Genomic DNA, 16,167 nt, shown 5'->3' with positions numbered 1-16,167 from the left:
CATACGCAGGAGTGATTCTGTACACCTGACGTCAGCTGTACTTTTTCAGTTGAAATCCGCACAATCTGGGTGTGACCGCAGAGCTCGTAGTTCTCCTGGTGGTAGTCGTCACCGCCCTCGCTTTCGATTTCACGAACGGATTTCACGACACCGGCAATGCAATGGCCACCTCGATCGCGACGGGAGCTCTGCGACCCAAGGTCGCTGTCGCGCTCTCCGCATCGTTGAATCTCGTCGGCGCGTTCCTGTCCGTGGAGGTTGCGGCGACAGTCGCGAAGGGCGTGGTGAACCTGGGAGAAGTGGGCGGCGAGGATCTGCTGCTCATCGTGTTCGCGGGCCTGGTCGGCGGCATCATCTGGAATCTGGCGACGTGGCTGCTCGGCCTGCCGTCCAGCTCTTCGCACGCACTGTTCGGCGGTCTGATCGGTGCGGCCATCGCGTCCATCGGCATGAGCGGTGTCGAGTGGGGTGGGGTGCTCAGCAAGGTCGTCGTTCCCGCCGTTCTCGCCCCCGTGGTCGCGGCGCTGGTCGCCACCGCGGGCACCAAGCTGGTCTACCGGATCACCTCGGGCGTCCGGGAGGACACCAAGGAGCACGGGTTCCGCATCGGCCAGATCGGTTCCGCTTCCCTCGTGTCGCTGGCCCACGGAACCAACGACGCCCAGAAGACGATGGGCGTGATCTTCCTCGCACTGGTCGCGCACGGAAGCCTGTCCGCCGACGACGAGATGCCGTTCTGGGTGAAGCTCAGTTGCGCGATCGCCATCGCCCTCGGGACGTACCTCGGTGGCTGGCGCATCATCCGCACCCTCGGCAAGGGACTCGTGGAGATCGCCGCTCCGCAGGGCATGGCCGCGGAGTCCTCGTCCGCCGCCATCATCCTCACCTCCAGCCACCTCGGACTGCCGCTGTCCACCACCCACGTCGCGACCGGATCCATCCTCGGCACCGGACTCGGACGCAAGGGCGCCGAGGTCCGCTGGGGCATCGCCGGACGCATGGCCGTCGCGTGGCTGGTCACGCTGCCGTCGGCGGCGATCGTCGGCGCGGTGTGCTGGGTCATCGCCCACCTGATCGGCGGTCTGCCAGGCGTTCTGGTCGTGTTCGCCGCCCTGATCCTGCTCGCCGGGTTCATGTACCTGCGCTCCCGCCTGCAACCGGTGACATCCGGCAACGTGAACGCCGAGTGGGAGTCCGGCGACGCCGCCGCTCCCGCCGAACCCACCGAACCGGAAGTGGCCGAGACCGCGGACTCCGCCGGTCCCGCCGCGAACCGCTGAGGGGGCTCCCATGACACTGCTGACCACCACCGTTCAATCGCTCTGGCAGGTCGTCCTCGTCGGTCTGCTGTTCGGCGCCGGTCTGCCCGCGATCTTCGCGCTCGGACTGCGGTCGCTCGGCGGCGCGGACACCGCCGAGGGCACCTCGCAGCCGACCGTCGCAGGCCGGATCGGCGCCTGTGCCTGCTTCGCCGTGGTGCTGATCGCGATCATCACTGGGATACTTCTGTTGATGAAGGACTTCCTGGCCAGCAGCTTCGGTATCCACATCTTCTGAGCGGCGACCACGAGTCCCCGTTCCATCGACGAAAGAGGCCGAACGCGTGCCCAAGAACTCACTTAGCTCCGTGCTCGACTGGCTACGCGCCGGGTACCCCGAGGGAGTCCCGGCGAAGGACCATTTCGCGTTGCTGGCCGTGCTGCGTCGCCGTCTCACCGACGAGGAGATCGAACAGGTCGTCGCGCTGTCGATCGAAACCGCCCACGAGACACCGCAACGCCACGTCGACTACGACAACATCCGACGCCTCATCAGCGAGATCACCCACGAGGAACCGTCCGAGGAGGACGTTGCCCGGGTGACGGAGAACCTCGAGGCCGGGGGCTGGCCGGTCGGTACCGACGCCGAGAGCGGCGACGACACCGGCGACACGGAAGAAACCCGCGACGCAGGCTAGCCATGAGCCTTCCACCGTTTCTCTCCTCCATCATCGGCTGGCTGCGTGCCGGCTACCCGAACGGCGTGCCCGAGCAGGACTACATTCCGTTGTTCGCGCTGCTCACCCGCCGCCTGTCGGAAGACGAGGTGGATGCCGTCGCCGACGCCCTCGTCGAGGAGGGCGACCTGCCCATCGAGAAGACCGACATCCAGGTGCTCATCACCAAGGTCACCGACGAGTTGCCGCTGGAATCGGACGTCGACCGGGTGCGCAGCAACCTCGCCGCGGGCGGCTGGCCGCTTGCCGGGCCGGCCCAGTGATGCGATGGCCGCTTGCCGGGCCGGCCCAGTGATGCGATGGCCGCTTGCCGGGCCGGCCCAGTGAGCGAATTGCGGGTCCTGCCCGTCCCACCTGGTGCCGGGGCTCTCGGCATCCTGCCGCAACTGTCGGCGATCCTGGACGGGACCGCGCCCGCCGCGCTTCCCGTGCCCGCCGCGGACGAGAGGGAGACCCGGCGGCTGACGGACGCACTGCGGCCCGGGGATCCGATCGACGACGGTGTCGCACTCGTGGTCGCGACGTCCGGGACGACGGGCGTGCCGAAGGGTGCGATGCTGTCCGCGGCAGCCCTCCGTGCCAGCGGTGAGGCGACGCACGCGCGGCTCGGCGGCCCGGGCGCCTGGCTCCTGACCCTTCCCGCCCACCACATCGCGGGCATGCAGGTGTTGCTGCGCAGTGTCCTCGCAGGGTCCGACCCGGTGGTGATCGACGTGTCCGACGGCTTCGACCCCGGCGCGCTGCCGAACGCCGTCGAGTCGATGTCCGGACCCCGCCGCTACACCTCGCTCGTCCCGACCCAGCTGGTCAAGGCGCTCGACCACCCCGAAGCCGTGACGTCGCTGGCCGCGCTCGACGCCGTCCTCCTCGGCGGCGCCGCGACCCCTGCCCCGGTCCTGCGACGCGCCGTCGACGCCGGGATCACCGTCGTCCGCACGTATGGAATGAGCGAGACGTGCGGTGGGTGCGTGTACGACGGGGTGCCCCTCGACGGCGCCCGCGTGCGAATCGACGGCGACGGCCGAGTCCTCCTCGGCGGCCCCATGCTGGCCTCCGGGTACCGCGGACTCCCCGACCATCCGGCGTTCGCGGAGCCCGGCTGGTTCCGCACCGACGACGCAGGCACCGTCACCGACGGCGTCCTCGCCATCTCCGGCAGACTCGACGAGGCCATCTCCACCGGCGGTCTCACCGTCGTCCCGCAGGTGGTCGAGGCGGCCCTCGTCGCGCACCCCGCGGTCCGGGAATGCGCGGTGATCGGACTCCCCGACGAACGACTGGGACGCCGCGTCGCCGCCGTCGTCGTCGCCGAACCCGGCACCGCACCGACACTCGCCGAACTCCGCACCTTCGTCGAACGCACCCTCGACTCCACCGCCGCCCCCCGCGAACTCCACCTCGTCGACGCCCTCCCCCTCCGCGGTCCCGGCAAGGTCGACCGGCGCGCGCTGGAAGCGCGGTTCGGCTAGCAGGTTCGCCCGTGCGCGCGGAGTTGCACACCGATTCGTCGGATTCCCGCGCAATTGCGTGTGCTTCCGGCAATTCGGTGGGAAGCGACGGCTCATCGGCGCCGGGAGCGGGCACACGCTCGCTCGAATCGCGCCTTCACGGCGTCGAACCGTCCGAGGTCCGCCCACACCCACCTGATCACCTCGAGGCCCGTGTCCCGTATCGCGTCCTCCCGCAACTTCTCCCTCGCCACGATGTCGCCCGCCTGCCCGGAGCCGAATCGGTACTTGCCCATGCCGTCGAACTCGCCGACTACTCCCCAGCGCTCCCAGAAGAAGTCGACGCGGCCGGCGAACGCGCCACCGCAGGTGCGGACTTCGTGCTGCAGATCGGGCGCCGGCATCCCGCATTCGCGCATCCTGATTCGGCTGAGCGACTCGCCGGGACTCTCGCTGCGTTCATCGAACAGTGCCACCGCGCGTCGCGCCGCACCTATGCCTTTCCGCCGGCCGTGACGGTCCAGTACCGCCCGGACATCGTCGATCGACACGACGCCGCGGCGCAGGGCGGAGTCGCCGATCACGACGGCCTCGTCCAGAAATTCCGAACGCGCAACGTCCGCCACGGTCCGGGCGAGCGACGTCACCGCCACGCCGTCGATCTCGGTGACGTCGTCACGGCCGAGCGGAGCGATATGCATGTGCAGCGTCGCGGTACGTCGCCCGCCCGATCGTCGCTCCCGGCTCAGATGCACCCGGTCGAGGTTCACCGCACCGACGTCGAGTCCGTGGAAGACGGCGGCGGACGCATGGCTGACCACGATCCCACCACCGTGCGCCACCACGGCCGCCGCGACCCGTGCGCGGTGCATCCCGCCCGGGTCCAGTGCTGCCGAGTGGTCGCTGTCCAGGTAGGCGCCCGCAGCCACGGAAACCAGTTGTCCCGTCGTCCTGGCGCGACGCAGTTCCGGGTCGGTCATTCCGTCGGCCAGTGCATGACGGCGAAAGATCAGGTCCTGTGCTCTCATATCGAGCATCGTGCCCCGAGCTCGACGCCGGTCGCCGCCTCCGACCAGGGGAAACAGTCGGCCTGTGGATAACCGAGGGGCTGTGGAATTCCACATCCGCACACCGATTCGTCAGATGCCCCCGCAATTGCGGCTGATTCCGGCGAATGCCTGTGAATCCGCAGGACAACAACCCTCGTGAGCCCGTGCAAGAGGCGTGCAAGCCCGCTGCAAGTGGGGGGSTGCATCGTCTACGGCATGAACCTCACTGCAACTCCCCCAGCCATCGAGGCCGACGGCCTCGTGAAGCTCTTCGGCCGCCAGCGCGCCGTCGACGGCGTGAGCCTGTCCGTGCCGACCGGGTCGGTGTACGGAGTGCTCGGCCCGAACGGCGCGGGCAAGACCACCACGGTGCGGATGCTTGCGACCTTGTTGCGCCCGGACGGCGGCGAGGCCCGGATCTTCGGCCACGACGTGGTGCGTGAACCGAACGCGGTGCGCTCGCTGGTCGGTGTCACGGGCCAGTATGCGTCCGTCGACGAGGACCTGTCGGCGGTCGAGAATCTGGTGATCTTCGCCCGGTTGCTCGGCCTGAGCCGGGGCGACGCACGACGCAAGTGCACGGAACTGCTCGAGGAGTTCGACCTCACCGAGGCGGCGACGAAGCCGCTGAAGAATTTCTCGGGCGGCATGCGACGGCGCCTGGACCTGGCGGCCAGCCTGATCGCCCATCCGCCGCTGTTGTTCCTCGACGAGCCGACGACGGGCCTGGACCCGCGGACTCGTGCCCAGATGTGGGACACCATCCGCCGGCTGGTCGCGGACGGGTCGACGGTGCTGCTGACCACGCAGTACCTCGACGAGGCGGACCAGCTGGCGGATCGGATCGCCGTCATCGACCGCGGGAAGGTGATCGCGGACGGCACGGCCGACGAGTTGAAGGCGTCCGTCGGCGTCTCGTCGCTGCAGTTGACCCTGGCCGATCGCGGACAGATCGACGACGCGCGTTCGGTGATCGCACACACCCTCGGCGTGGATGTGGCGATCACACCGGAGATCGGCCGCCTCACCGCACCGATGACCGATCCGTCGCTCACCGTGGAACTCCTGATCCGGTTGCGCGACCACGGGATCGCCGTCGACGAGATCACCGTCCAGAAGCCGAGTCTCGACGAGGTCTTCCTGACCATCACCGGCCACGGCGCAGAAGACACTGCCGCCGACGCCGATACCGAACGGAGCGTCGCATGACCACCGCCCTCGAATCCCGCGCACACGCGGGCCCGCAACCGATTCCGGAGGCCCGGAACCGGATCAGCCTCGAACAGTCCGTCGCCAACACGCTGACCATGGCGTACCGGGGACTACTCAAGATCAAGCACAACCCGGAGCAACTGTTCGACGTCGTCGTCCAGCCGATCATCTTCACGTTGATGTTCACGTACATCTTCGGTGGCGCCATCTCCGGCGACGTGGCGTCGTATCTGCCGATCATCATCCCGGGCATCCTGGTTCAGACGGTGATCACCACGTCGATCGTGACCGGCACCCAGTTGCGGGAAGACATGGACAAGGGCGTCTTCGACCGCTTCAAGTCGCTGCCGATCGCCCGCATCGCGCCGCTGTCCGGCGCTCTCCTCGCCGACGTCGTGCGGTACGGCATCGCCACGACCATCACGTTCACTGTCGGTATCGCGATGGGGTACCGGCCGGGCGGCGGCGTCGTCGGGGTGGTGTCGGCCGGTGTGCTCGTCGTCGTCTGCGCCTTCTCGATCAGCTGGATCTTCGCGCTGATGGGCGTCCTCATGAGCAAAGCGTCCTCGGTGCAGGGCATTTCGATGCTGATCCTGTTCCCGCTGACGTTCATGTCCAACGCGTTCGTGCCTGCCGACACGATGCCGGGCTGGATGCAGGCGTTCGTGAACGTCAACCCCGTGTCTCACGTCGTGACCGCGGTGCGGGAACTCGTCAACGACGGCCACTTCGGTGTGCACGTCGTGTGGTCGCTGCTCGGCGCCGCCGTGATCGTCGCGATCATGGCACCGCTGACGGTCCGTACCTACATGCGTAAGGCCTGACACCTCGAGAACGAAGCGAGCCGGTGGACGCGGGGTCCACCGGCTCGCTTCGCCTATTTCTCCAGTTCGGGGGCGTCCGCTTGCAACTCCCCCACCTCGGTCTTGAGGATCCGCATCGACCGTCCCAGGCCGCGGGCGGCGTCCGGGAGCTTCTTCGACCCGAACAGCACCACAAGCACCACCGCGATGATCGCCCAGTGGCTCGGGCTCAGCGCCCCCACTACTGCGGCTCCTCACCGTCGGGGTACACGGCGTCCACCTCGACCTCGACGAGCCAGCCGGCGGCGGGCAGGCTCGCGACCTCGAGCGCGAACCGGCTGGGCCGTGCGGAGTTCCGCTCCATCGGGGCGGCCGGTTCGGCGGTGCCGAGCGGGACGAGTTCAGTGTCGCCGGTGTCGAGGTTGGTGTTCGCGAAGAACTGCCGGTAGGCGCGGTTCCAGCCGGCGTAGTCGGCGCGGTCGGTGCCGGGGGCGTTGTCGAGGAACACCCGCATGGTCACGACGTCCTCGAGCGTCAGTCCCTGTGCCTCGAGATTGTCGCGAATCCGCTTCAGCGCGTTGATGCCCTGCGCTTCGGTGATGGTGACTCCGGCCGGGAGTGCGCCGCCGGAGAACACGTCGGTGTCGATGTACGACTCGGGGGTGCCCTCGGGTGCGGCCTTGTTGGACGCGCCCGGGCCGATGCCGCTCGATTTGTAGACGGCGGTGCCGCCGCCGATCGCGACACCCTGCGCGATCATCGGATTCGCCTCCCCGGCTTCGAGAACGGACTTGGAGACGAACGTGCTGCCAGGTGCCTCAGCCGCCGCCTCTTCGGAGGAGCACGACGTCGCCCCGGCGATCAGAGCGGATGCGGCGAGTGCGGCGGTCACGGCCTTGGTACGAAAAGACTTCACAGTGCACAACTCCTGGTTAGGGGGAATGGGTCAGGCTTCCTGGGCGACGCGCTCGTGGATGTGGGTGACGACGCCGCGGGCGGATGTCAGCGCGCCGTGTTGCCAGGCGATGGCGTTGGACAGGTGGTCGCCGGCGAAGTAGATCTTGTCGACGGGTTCGAGCAGCTTCTCGTATTCGGGAGTGGCCGCCCCGCCGTGCGAGCCGCCGCTGCCCGCCCAGTTGGCCCAGGCACTCTCGGAGTACTTGGTGCGGCGCCAGCTCCCCGAGAACGACGAGGAGATGTCGCGGGTGTACTTCTCGCCGTGGATCTCCGAGCCCTCCGCGATCGCCTTGGCGAGCCGCTGGCGGTGAGTGAGCGACTCGAACGCCTCCTGCCGCTTGCCGCTGCTGTAGTAGGCGACGACCACACCCCGGTCGGAGTTGTAGTGGTCGTACGGGAACATGATCTGCGAGATGTCCTTGTCCGTGTTGGACGCGCCGCCGTAGATGCGCTCTTCCGTCTCCCACCACCGGCGCGAGTACTCGATGCCGAGCTTTCCCGACGACGACGGTTTCGCCGCCTTCAGCGCGGTGAGCACGTCGGCGGGCAGGTTGTTCTGCAGTCGGCCGACGAAGTGCGGCGGGATCGTGCAGATCGCGTAGTCGGCGGTGATCGACTTCTTCGCGCCGCCTGCGGTGTATTCGACCGTGACACCGCCGGACACGTTCTTCATCGACGTGACCTCGGCGCCGAAGACGATGTTGTCGGTGCCGATCCGGTCCTGGAACGCGTAGTAGATCCGGTCCATCCCGCCGACCGGGGTGAACATCATCATCGCCTGGTCGTAGCCGAAGTCGAAGCTGAAGTTGCGGCCGATGCCGCTGCGGATCACTTCCTGCATCGCGAACGGCTTCTTTTCGGTGCCGAAGTTCAGGCCGGCTCCGGGCTCGGAATCGTAACCGCGACGGGATGATCCGAGGTAGCGGCCGTCGTCGGACAGGTCGCCGAAGTCGCTGAGGAATTCCGACAGCGCGTCCTTGTCCTCCCGGGTCAGTACCTGGTCCAGGGCGCCCTGATCGGTGGCCTTCTTCAGCAGTTCGGACATGTAGCCGAACGTGTCGGCCTTCGCCGCCCGGTAGGTGACGGACTGTCCCGACAGGGACGTGTCGCTCGCGTAGTTCACGAACGTGTTGGCGTTCTGGTTGCCGAAGCCCTGGATCTCGACGCCGAGTTCGCGGCAGTAGTCGAGTGTGATGTGGCTCTGCGGGATGCGGGTGGCGCCGACGTTGTAGAAGTGGCCGTCCGAGAACGTGCACTTCTGGGTCTCGCCGTTCAGGTCGGTCTCCTCGGTGCCGCCCCGGGCGGTCCAGACGCGGCCGCCGGGCCGGGTGCGGGCCTCGAGGACCGTCACCGTGTATCCGGCCTTCTGCAGTTCGAATGCCGAACACAGTCCGGCGGGGCCGCCGCCGAGCACGACCACGGAGTGGCTGCCCTTCACCTTGCCGATGAGGTCGCCGGCCGCGAGCGACTGGAAGGTGCGGGCGGGCGCGGCGGTCGACGGTGCGAGCCCGAGCGTCGACATCGCGCCGTACGCGAGTCCTGCGCCCCCAGTGGCCCCGAGGCCCTTCATGAAAGATCTACGTGTGAATGCCAATTCGCGCTCCCATTCTTGCGCCCGGCGACCCGGGTCACGTGTCCGGATTCATCCTGGGAGGCAAGCGAGTCGGGAAGTTGTCGGCGGCGAAACAGTCTGAGGCCGGCGAGCGAGAACGGGTGTGTGCCGTTCTCACTCCCGAGTCGCAGTTCGACCCGAAACCGAAACTTTTCGGCAACACGACCCGGCTAGTTTCACGCGCATGTCAGCCCTTTCCGACGCCATCGCGCGTTCATTCGCCACCGGCGAGCCCGCACGTGCGGCCCTGTCGCCGTTGCGTGCGCTAGGCAGGCGACAACTGTCGGGCGTCGAGGTTCTCGCCCAATCGGTGGCGACGACGGCGCCTGCGGTGTCGATGGTGGTGCTTCCCGTCACCATGTTCACCCACCAGATGCTGCTCAGCGGTCTGATTACGATCGTCGTCGCGACGGTGGTGGTGTCCCTGATCGCGGTGTGCGTCTCGCAGTTCACGCGGCGCATGGCGGCCGCGGGCGGTCTCTACAGTTTCGTGTTCCAGGGCCTCGGCACCCGGGCCGCGCTGACGGCGGGCGTCGCGATGCTGACCAAGTACGTGGGCAGTGCGGTGATGACGCTGTATCACGGCGGCCAAGCCGTGATCGCGACGCTCGGCTTCTTCGGGGTGGAGTTGCGCGGGCCCACCGAGCGCCTTCTCGTGTACGCCGGGATCGCGATCGTGATCCTCGGCTGCCTGGTCCGTGGGGTGCGGTTCGCGGCTCTCGCGATCCTCGCCGTCGAATCGTGCTCGTTGCTGTTCATCGCCGGTCTGATGATCGTGACCGGCGCGGGCGGCCAGCACGCAACGGTGCCGCCGTCCGATTCCGCGTACGGACCGCTGCTCATGACTCTGGCCGCGGTGTTCGCGCTGGCCGGCTTCGAGAGTGCCACGTTCTTCGGCCCGGAGGCCAAGCGCCCGCTCGCCACGGTGACCCGCACCGTGATGCTCACTCCGATGATCTGCGGCGGCCTGTTCATCTTCTCGGCGTGGGCCGCCTGGTCCGGTCGCGCCGACACCCTGGTGAACGCGTACCTCCACGGCACCGCTACCGGTGTCGACCCGGCCGTGGTGATCGCCCTGAACCTCGGGTTGGGCACGTCGTGGCTGGCGTCGGCGATGGCGTCGTCGAATGCCGCGTCGCGCCTGCTGTATTCGATGGGCATCGAACGGGTAGTCCCGCGTCTGTTCGCCCGGGTGCACCGCAGCCACCGCACCCCGTACGCGGCGCTGGCGGTCATCGTGTGCGCCGTGTGTGCGGGTGCCGCGACGTTCAGCATCGTCGGGAAATCGACCGGATTTTCTCACGTGCAGTTGATCGCCAGGACTGCGGTGGTCGCGGCGTACGTGCTGGTGGCCGTGGCGTCGGTGCGGTTCCTCAGCCGGATCGGGGAGCACACCCCGCTCGTCCTGGCGGCGGGAGTCGCAGGCAGCGCCGCCGGCGGAATCGTCCTGGCCTACATGCTGTTCGTGAACGTGGCCCACGGATTCTCGATGGTCCCCGCCGTGGTGCTGGCCCTGTTGCTGTCGGGTTCGGCGTGGCAGTTGTACCTGCGGTGGCGCCACCCGGCGAGTCTACGGTCGATGGGGGTGTTCGACACCGCCGAGACGGACGACGTGCTGCCGGGGGCCGGGGTGTACGCGACCGATGCCGCCGGGAACCTCGCGTTGACGGCGGCTGGACGCACTCCCGGGTCCCGGTGATGGGCGCCCGAGCCGGGGAGATCGCGGGCCACGAACCACGCGCCGTGCAGAAGGCACTCGCCCTGCTGGAGGCCGTGGCTCAGCTCGGGTCCGGGGCGACGGCGAGAGACATCGCCGCACACGCGGGGATCCCCCAGGCCACGGCGTACCGGCTGCTCAATCTTTTGACCGCCGACGGCTATCTGGTGCGGATCGCCGATCTGTCCGGGTTCGCGCTGGGCCGCAGGACCCGGCAGCTGGCGGGGGCGGATGCGGCGCCGGACCCGGTCGACCACCACGCCGTGCTCGAGGAACTGCGGGAGCAGGTGCGTTTCGGGATCCATCTGGCATCGTTCGCGGGCAGCCGGGTGCGACTGATCGACCGGGATCCCGACCACGAACTCAGCGGCGAGAACACGATCGCCGCGCACCTGCACGCGTCCGCCATCGGCAAGGTCCTCCTCGCGTCCCGTCCCGAACTGGTGCCGCYGAGCCTGCGCAGGGTGACGTCGTCGACCATCACCGACTTCGGCGCGCTGCGGACCGAACTCGACGCCGTCCGGCACACCGGTTCGGCCCGCGAGGTCGACGAGGTGCGCGTCGGCCGCAGCGCTGTCGCCGTCCCGGTGCACGACGCGCAGAACGCGGTGACCGGTTGCCTCGCGGCGATCGGGAAGACGGGACGGCTGGCGGTCGACGACCCGGAGCTGACCGACCTCCTACGTTCCGGCGCGGCGCGGGTCGGCGGCCGGGTGCCCGCCTGACGCGAGGTCGCGACTCACGGCGGCGAGCACATCCAGAATCTCGGTGTGCACCGCACGACGTGACCAGGTGCCGAACCTCGCCTGCGCCGACGTCCAGTGGTCCGCCTCGACGTTCTCGAGTGCGAACGCGACGTGCCGGTGGTGTTGCAGCGAGACGCTGTCCTGCCGGGCGCGCGCCGGGACGGACAGTGCCAGCAGCGCGAGACCGCGGTCGGAATCACCGCGCGCGATCTCGAAACATCCGATGCCCGCCGCGACGGCGCCGGTGACCGGCAGATCCGGATATGCGCCCACACCCAGCCGGGACCGTGCCCACTCCGCGAGTTGCGGAACGACGTCCACCATCATCTCGGACCGGCCGTGCAGCACGTGGGCGGACACCACCGAGGCCGTCAGCACGAGTCCGTACGGATCGGCGTAGGGCGCGGCCGTGATCCGGGGGTACATCAGGTCCAGCGCCTCCCGGTACCGGGCGAGCCCCCGTTCGACGTCGCCGTCCGCCAGATCGGCTTCCGCGAGACTGCCGATGGCGGCTATCCGCCATTCGTCCTGCTGGTCGTCGGTCCCCGCGCCGGGACCGCGATGCTCGAGCAGAGTCTCGGCCAGCACCTTCCGGCCCGCCTCCACGTCGCCGTCCGCGATCAGCGCGGAGGCCTGGAAACCCCACAGCTGATTCGCCTCCTCCTGCGCGCCCAGTTTCCGCAACTTCTCGACCGCGACCTGATAGAGCCCCACCGCGTCCCGGTATCGTCCGGACTGGCTGTACAGCGAGCCGAGGAACTGTGCCGCCATCGCCGTGCCCCACACGTCACCGATCGCGGCGCACAGTTCGGAGACGGCCTGCGCGTCGCGCACGGCACCCCGGAAATCGCCGAGGTTCTCACGCATGCTGGCTCGTGCTGCCAGCGCCGCCGCATGGGTTTCCCGATCGTGCGAGCGCACCCCTTCCGCGACCGCCCTGGCGTGCCGCCGCCCCGAACCCAGAGACAGGATGACCGTCACCGCGAAGGACGAGACCGGCGGCAGATCGGCGCGCCCGCAGAGGAGGTGCCGCAATCGCGTCCGGGTGCGGGCGAGGGTGCGGGCCTGACCGCCGAACACCAGATGCATCGCCGCGAGCAGGAACGTGTACGCCACCAATTCCGAGTCGACGTCACTCAGATCCGCGTCTTCCGTTGCCGCGAGGATCCGCGGCGTCCAGTTCATCACCTCCGAGTGCGCGCCCCGGATGGCCCACAGGCCACCGAGCACCGGGAACACGATCGCAACCGTCTCGGCGTCGCCGCGTTCCACAGCCCACCGGAGCACGGCGAGGAAGTTGTCGTGGTCGGCGTCGATGTCGTCGGCGAGCGCGACCTGGTCGGCACGGCACCGCACCAGCGCCTCCGACGCGAACGCGTGTGCCCACACTCGCTGGCGGGCAAACACTTCCGGCTCCTCGGCAGCCTCGGCGAGTCGCTCCTCGCCGTATTCCCGCACCGTCTCGAGCATGTAGTAGCGCAGCGTGTCCGACGTCTCGGACACGGACAGCAGGGATTGATTCACGAGGCCCTCGACAGCCTCCACGACATCATCGACGCCGTCCCACTCCGCGATCGTCCGGGCGGCGTCGAGGGTGAAACCGGCCGGGAACCGGCAGAGTCTGCGCAGCGCGATCTGCTGCTGCTCGCCCAGAAGCTGCCAGCTCCAATCGATGACGGCGTGCAGGGTGCGGTGCCGTTCGGGCGACGTCGGGTCGTGTGAGCGCAGCAGCGCGAACCGGTGCTCAAGCCTTCGTCCGATGTCCTCGACGCTCATGCTGCGTACCCGCGCGGCGGCCAGTTCGATTGCGAGCGGAAGGCCGTCGAGGGTGCGGCAGACACTGCGCACGGTCTCCGGGTCGAGACGCGCCGTGGGCCGTACGGCGCGGGCCCGGGCCGTGAACAATTGCACGGCGGGCGCATCGGCGTCGTCGATCGCCAGCGGCGGCAGTGGGTACACCGCCTCGGATGCGAGCATGAGCGGTGATCGGCTGGTCGCGAGGACGGTCAGCTGATCGCCTGCGGCCACCAGATCGGCCACGATCTCGGAGCAGGCCCCGACGACGTGCTCGCAGTTGTCGAGAATCAGGAGCATCGGCCCCGCCGACAGCGCTTCCCGGAGCTTTTCCCGCGCGGAATGGATGCGGCCGAGGGTGAGCCGTCCCGGCGCGATGTCGATTTCGCTGAGACCGAGGGTGCTGCTGATCGCCGCGACGACGTCCTCACTGCTGCGCAACGACGCGAGTTCCACCAGGGCCACGGACGTCCGCGCGGCGGCCCGCGCACCCAGTTCGTGCGCGAGCCGGGTCTTGCCCGCACCGCCCGGTCCGAGGATGGTCACGACACGCGAGGACGTGAGCAGTCCCTCGATCTCCACCACGTCGATGTCACGCCCCAGCAAGGCGTTCGGTGCTGCCCGGAGGCCGATCGCCGTGCGGTCCGGCGCCGCGGGGCGCCTGCCGTCCGACTCGGGTGCGCCGTCGCCGCGCAGGATCTCGGCGTGCAGGGCGACGAGGGCGGGCGACGGGTCTGCCCCCAGCCGATCCACCAGCCGCCTGCGGAAGGTCGCGAACACATCCAGCGCCTCGTTGTCACGCCCGAGCCCGGCGAGCACGCGCATGAGGTCGGCGTGCGCCCGCTCGTCGAGGGGTTCCGCGGCCACGTGGGCCTGCGCCTTCGGCAGAGCGGTCGCCCAGTCTCCCGCCTCCACCAGCGCCGCCCGGTCCGCGGCCTCGAGCCGGCCCCGGATCACCGCGGCGTCCGCTGCGAGTTCCGTTGCGGCCGCACCCTCGGGCAGGTCGGCGCCCGGGTCGCCCCGCCACAGCGCGAGCGCGTCGCGGATCTCGTCCGGCCCGGCGCCGCCGACGTGACCCCGGCCCTGTAGTCGGCGGGCCACGTCCTCCGCGCGGGTCAGGTCGACGGCGTCCCGCGATACCGCCAGCCGGTATCCGGCCGGGCCGATCTCCAGCGCCCCATCCGGCAACGCCGCCCGCAGCCGGGAGACCTGCGTGTGCAGCGCGTTCATCGGGGACCGCGGCGGATCCTCGCCCCACACTTCGTCGATGAGAGCCTGCGCGGACCGGCTCCGGCCGGGCTCGCGGGCGAGGGCAACGAGCAGGCTGCGCGCGCGGGTGCCGGGGAGCGGTGCGAGCGCGCCCGATCGCCGCGTCGATACCTCACCCAACAAGGCGACCTGGATCGGTGCGCTTGCCGGTGCCACCGTCTCGTCCACGCTCATCTGCTGGTCCACCGCGTTCGATGGTATTGCACCGAGCGGACGCGAACTTCTCGAAGTTCGGTGTGGGTGCGGGCGCCTTCTCGCTCGGTGCAAAGATCGGTGCATGGCAACGGCTGCTCAATGGATCGAAGGCGCTCGTCCGCGCACCCTCCCGAACGCGATCGCCCCGGTGCTCGTGGGCACCGGCGCCGCGGCATCGCTCGGCGGCGCGGTGTGGTGGAAGGCGGTACTGGCACTGGTGGTCTCTCTCGCGTTGATCGTGGGAGTCAATTTCGCCAACGACTACTCGGACGGGATTCGCGGCACCGACGACGAGCGCGTCGGACCGCTGCGGCTCGTCGGGTCCAAGCTGGTGAAACCGTCGGCGGTGAAGGCGGCGGCCATCGCTTGCTTCGCGGTCGCCGCGGTGGCCGGCCTCGTCCTCGCGGTCACCACCGCGTGGTGGCTCGTACTGATCGGCGCCCTGTGCATCGTGGGCGCCTGGTTCTACACGGGCGGCAAGAAGCCGTACGGGTACAGCGGCTTCGGCGAGGTCGCCGTCTTCGTGTTCTTCGGTCTCGTCGCCGTCCTGGGCACCCAGTACGTGCAGGCCGAGACGATCGATTGGGCCGGTGTGGTGTCCGCGGTCGCCGTCGGGTCGTTCTCGAGCGCGGTTCTCGTCGCCAACAATCTGCGGGACATTCCCACCGACACCGAATCCGGCAAACGCACGCTCGCCGTCCGGCTCGGCGACTCGCGTACCCGCATCCTGCACCTGGTCACGCTGACGGTCCCGTTCGTCGTGACCCTGGTCCTGGTGCTGCGCACTCCGTGGGCGCTCGTCGGACTGCTCGCGCTGCCCCTCGCCGTCCGGGCGAACGCCCCCGTCCGCTCGGGCGGCCTGGGTCTCGCTCTGATTCCCGCGCTGCGGGATTCGGGGCTGGCGATGCTGATCTGGGGCGCCGCCACGGCCGTGGCACTGTCGGCCGCCTGAGCCTCCGCGTCAGTCGCCGTCCGGCAGCAGGATGCCGAGGACGAAGTTGACGATCGAGATGATCAGGCCGCCCCACACGGCCGTCCAGAAGCCGTCGACGGTCAGGCCGTACTCGGTCTGGGAGCTCAGCCAGGCGGTGAGCAGCAGCATCAGGGCGTTGATCACCAGGGTGAACAGGCCGAGCGTCAGGATCAGCAGCGGCAGCGACAGCAACTTCACCAGCGGCTTGACGAAGATGTTGACGACGGTGAACACCAGCGCGATGCCGAGCAGCACCACGATGTCCCAGCCGGTTCCGTTGCCCGAACTGGAGATGTCGATACCCGACACCCAGGCTGCCGCCAGCCAGATCGCGAACGCGTTGATGACGAGGCGTACCAAGAAGGTCATGCGTGCATGCTGGCACACCGATTGGAC

The 16,167-nt window shown here is 69.0% G+C and carries 16 protein-coding genes; 10 read left to right on the top strand and 6 right to left on the bottom strand.

Annotated features, from left to right (window positions below; all coding sequences use genetic code 11):
* The first annotated feature begins 71 nt into the window (after window positions 1-71).
* Genes AC1DWT_RS07300 through menE form a run of 5 tightly spaced genes read left to right on the top strand, consistent with a single transcriptional unit; the run spans window position 72 to window position 3,465 of the window.
* Window positions 72-1,280, top strand: a complete 1,209-nt coding sequence (locus AC1DWT_RS07300; protein ID WP_072939972.1) for an inorganic phosphate transporter — start codon at window positions 72-74, stop codon at window positions 1,278-1,280.
* Between the two features lie 10 nt (window positions 1,281-1,290).
* A complete protein-coding gene (locus AC1DWT_RS07295) occupies window positions 1,291-1,557 on the top strand; it encodes a hypothetical protein (protein WP_072939970.1) in 267 nt (88 codons plus the stop codon).
* Between the two features lie 46 nt (window positions 1,558-1,603).
* Window positions 1,604-1,957, top strand: a complete 354-nt coding sequence (locus tag AC1DWT_RS07290) for a DUF3349 domain-containing protein (protein ID WP_072939967.1) — start codon at window positions 1,604-1,606, stop codon at window positions 1,955-1,957.
* 2 nt (window positions 1,958-1,959) lie between these two features.
* The gene (locus AC1DWT_RS07285) at window positions 1,960-2,259 is read left to right on the top strand and encodes a DUF3349 domain-containing protein (protein ID WP_005252058.1); all 300 of its coding nucleotides are present in this window, start codon (window positions 1,960-1,962) and stop codon (window positions 2,257-2,259) included.
* Between the two features lie 60 nt (window positions 2,260-2,319).
* The gene (gene menE, locus AC1DWT_RS07280) at window positions 2,320-3,465 is read left to right on the top strand and encodes an o-succinylbenzoate--CoA ligase (protein ID WP_477920085.1); all 1,146 of its coding nucleotides are present in this window, start codon (window positions 2,320-2,322) and stop codon (window positions 3,463-3,465) included.
* Window positions 3,466-3,557: 92 nt separating this feature from the next.
* Here menE and AC1DWT_RS07275 read toward each other — a convergent pair whose 3' ends face one another.
* Window positions 3,558-4,472 (bottom strand): hypothetical protein, encoded by a 915-nt coding sequence (locus tag AC1DWT_RS07275; RefSeq protein WP_477920084.1) that lies wholly within the window; start codon window positions 4,470-4,472, stop codon window positions 3,558-3,560.
* Between the two features lie 237 nt (window positions 4,473-4,709).
* Between AC1DWT_RS07275 and AC1DWT_RS07270 the strand changes: the two genes are divergently transcribed.
* Together AC1DWT_RS07270 and AC1DWT_RS07265 are read left to right on the top strand one after the other, a co-directional pair.
* Entirely contained in the window at window positions 4,710-5,702 is a 993-nt protein-coding gene (locus AC1DWT_RS07270; protein ID WP_072940429.1) for an ATP-binding cassette domain-containing protein, read from the top strand.
* Entirely contained in the window at window positions 5,699-6,529 is an 831-nt protein-coding gene (locus AC1DWT_RS07265) for an ABC transporter permease (protein ID WP_072939961.1), read from the top strand. Before AC1DWT_RS07270 ends, AC1DWT_RS07265 begins: the two co-directional genes overlap by 4 nt.
* A 53-nt stretch (window positions 6,530-6,582) precedes the next feature.
* Here AC1DWT_RS07265 and tatA read toward each other — a convergent pair whose 3' ends face one another.
* From tatA to AC1DWT_RS07250, 3 genes are read right to left on the bottom strand one after another with little or no spacing between them, the layout of a single operon-like run.
* A complete protein-coding gene (gene tatA, locus AC1DWT_RS07260) occupies window positions 6,583-6,750 on the bottom strand; it encodes a Sec-independent protein translocase subunit TatA (RefSeq protein ID WP_005252050.1) in 168 nt (55 codons plus the stop codon).
* On the bottom strand, window positions 6,750-7,424 hold the full coding sequence (locus tag AC1DWT_RS07255; RefSeq protein WP_072939958.1) for a Rid family hydrolase: 675 nt from the start codon (window positions 7,422-7,424) through the stop codon (window positions 6,750-6,752). The genes tatA and AC1DWT_RS07255 overlap by 1 nt, the downstream gene beginning before the upstream one ends.
* A 30-nt stretch (window positions 7,425-7,454) precedes the next feature.
* Entirely contained in the window at window positions 7,455-9,035 is a 1,581-nt protein-coding gene (locus tag AC1DWT_RS07250) for a flavin monoamine oxidase family protein (protein ID WP_477920094.1), read from the bottom strand.
* Window positions 9,036-9,261: 226 nt separating this feature from the next.
* On the opposite strand from AC1DWT_RS07250, the gene AC1DWT_RS07245 reads away from it, so the two are divergent.
* Complete coding sequence (locus AC1DWT_RS07245) at window positions 9,262-10,776, top strand: APC family permease (protein WP_072939952.1); 1,515 nt, start codon at window positions 9,262-9,264, stop codon at window positions 10,774-10,776.
* The gene (locus AC1DWT_RS07240; protein ID WP_477920082.1) at window positions 10,776-11,519 is read left to right on the top strand and encodes an IclR family transcriptional regulator; all 744 of its coding nucleotides are present in this window, start codon (window positions 10,776-10,778) and stop codon (window positions 11,517-11,519) included. The genes AC1DWT_RS07245 and AC1DWT_RS07240 overlap by 1 nt, the downstream gene beginning before the upstream one ends.
* On the opposite strand, the gene AC1DWT_RS07235 is transcribed toward AC1DWT_RS07240, so the two are convergent.
* On the bottom strand, window positions 11,475-14,777 hold the full coding sequence (locus AC1DWT_RS07235; RefSeq protein WP_477920093.1) for an AfsR/SARP family transcriptional regulator: 3,303 nt from the start codon (window positions 14,775-14,777) through the stop codon (window positions 11,475-11,477). The two genes, AC1DWT_RS07240 and AC1DWT_RS07235, sit on opposite strands and share 45 nt — an antisense overlap.
* A 103-nt stretch (window positions 14,778-14,880) precedes the next feature.
* On the opposite strand from AC1DWT_RS07235, the gene AC1DWT_RS07230 reads away from it, so the two are divergent.
* Window positions 14,881-15,750 carry a 1,4-dihydroxy-2-naphthoate polyprenyltransferase gene (locus AC1DWT_RS07230; protein ID WP_072939946.1) on the top strand — a complete coding sequence of 290 codons (870 nt, stop codon included), beginning with the start codon at window positions 14,881-14,883 and terminating at the stop codon, window positions 15,748-15,750.
* Window positions 15,751-15,759: 9 nt separating this feature from the next.
* On the opposite strand, the gene AC1DWT_RS07225 is transcribed toward AC1DWT_RS07230, so the two are convergent.
* Window positions 15,760-16,140 carry a phage holin family protein gene (locus tag AC1DWT_RS07225; protein WP_072939943.1) on the bottom strand — a complete coding sequence of 127 codons (381 nt, stop codon included), beginning with the start codon at window positions 16,138-16,140 and terminating at the stop codon, window positions 15,760-15,762.
* Window positions 16,141-16,167 lie beyond the last annotated feature (27 nt).

The sequence above is a fragment of the Rhodococcus sp. P4_B6 genome (genome assembly GCF_056402215.1).
Note: the sequence above shows the minus strand (reverse complement) of the source record. Positions and strands in the feature narration are given on the sequence as shown.

What these genes read in the sequence shown, in the direction of transcription:
- AC1DWT_RS07245 (WP_072939952.1), top strand. Translation starts at nt 9,262, where the DNA reads ATGTCAGCCCTTTCCGACGCCATCGCGCGTTCATTCGCCACCGGCGAG.
- AC1DWT_RS07250 (WP_477920094.1), bottom strand. Translation starts at nt 9,035, where the DNA reads ATGAAGGGCCTCGGGGCCACTGGGGGCGCAGGACTCGCGTACGGCGCG.
- AC1DWT_RS07270 (WP_072940429.1), top strand. Translation starts at nt 4,710, where the DNA reads ATGAACCTCACTGCAACTCCCCCAGCCATCGAGGCCGACGGCCTCGTG.
- AC1DWT_RS07275 (WP_477920084.1), bottom strand. Translation starts at nt 4,472, where the DNA reads ATGAGAGCACAGGACCTGATCTTTCGCCGTCATGCACTGGCCGACGGA.
- AC1DWT_RS07285 (WP_005252058.1), top strand. Translation starts at nt 1,960, where the DNA reads ATGAGCCTTCCACCGTTTCTCTCCTCCATCATCGGCTGGCTGCGTGCC.
- AC1DWT_RS07295 (WP_072939970.1), top strand. Translation starts at nt 1,291, where the DNA reads ATGACACTGCTGACCACCACCGTTCAATCGCTCTGGCAGGTCGTCCTC.
- AC1DWT_RS07230 (WP_072939946.1), top strand. Translation starts at nt 14,881, where the DNA reads ATGGCAACGGCTGCTCAATGGATCGAAGGCGCTCGTCCGCGCACCCTC.
- AC1DWT_RS07265 (WP_072939961.1), top strand. Translation starts at nt 5,699, where the DNA reads ATGACCACCGCCCTCGAATCCCGCGCACACGCGGGCCCGCAACCGATT.
- AC1DWT_RS07225 (WP_072939943.1), bottom strand. Translation starts at nt 16,140, where the DNA reads ATGACCTTCTTGGTACGCCTCGTCATCAACGCGTTCGCGATCTGGCTG.
- AC1DWT_RS07235 (WP_477920093.1), bottom strand. Translation starts at nt 14,777, where the DNA reads ATGAGCGTGGACGAGACGGTGGCACCGGCAAGCGCACCGATCCAGGTC.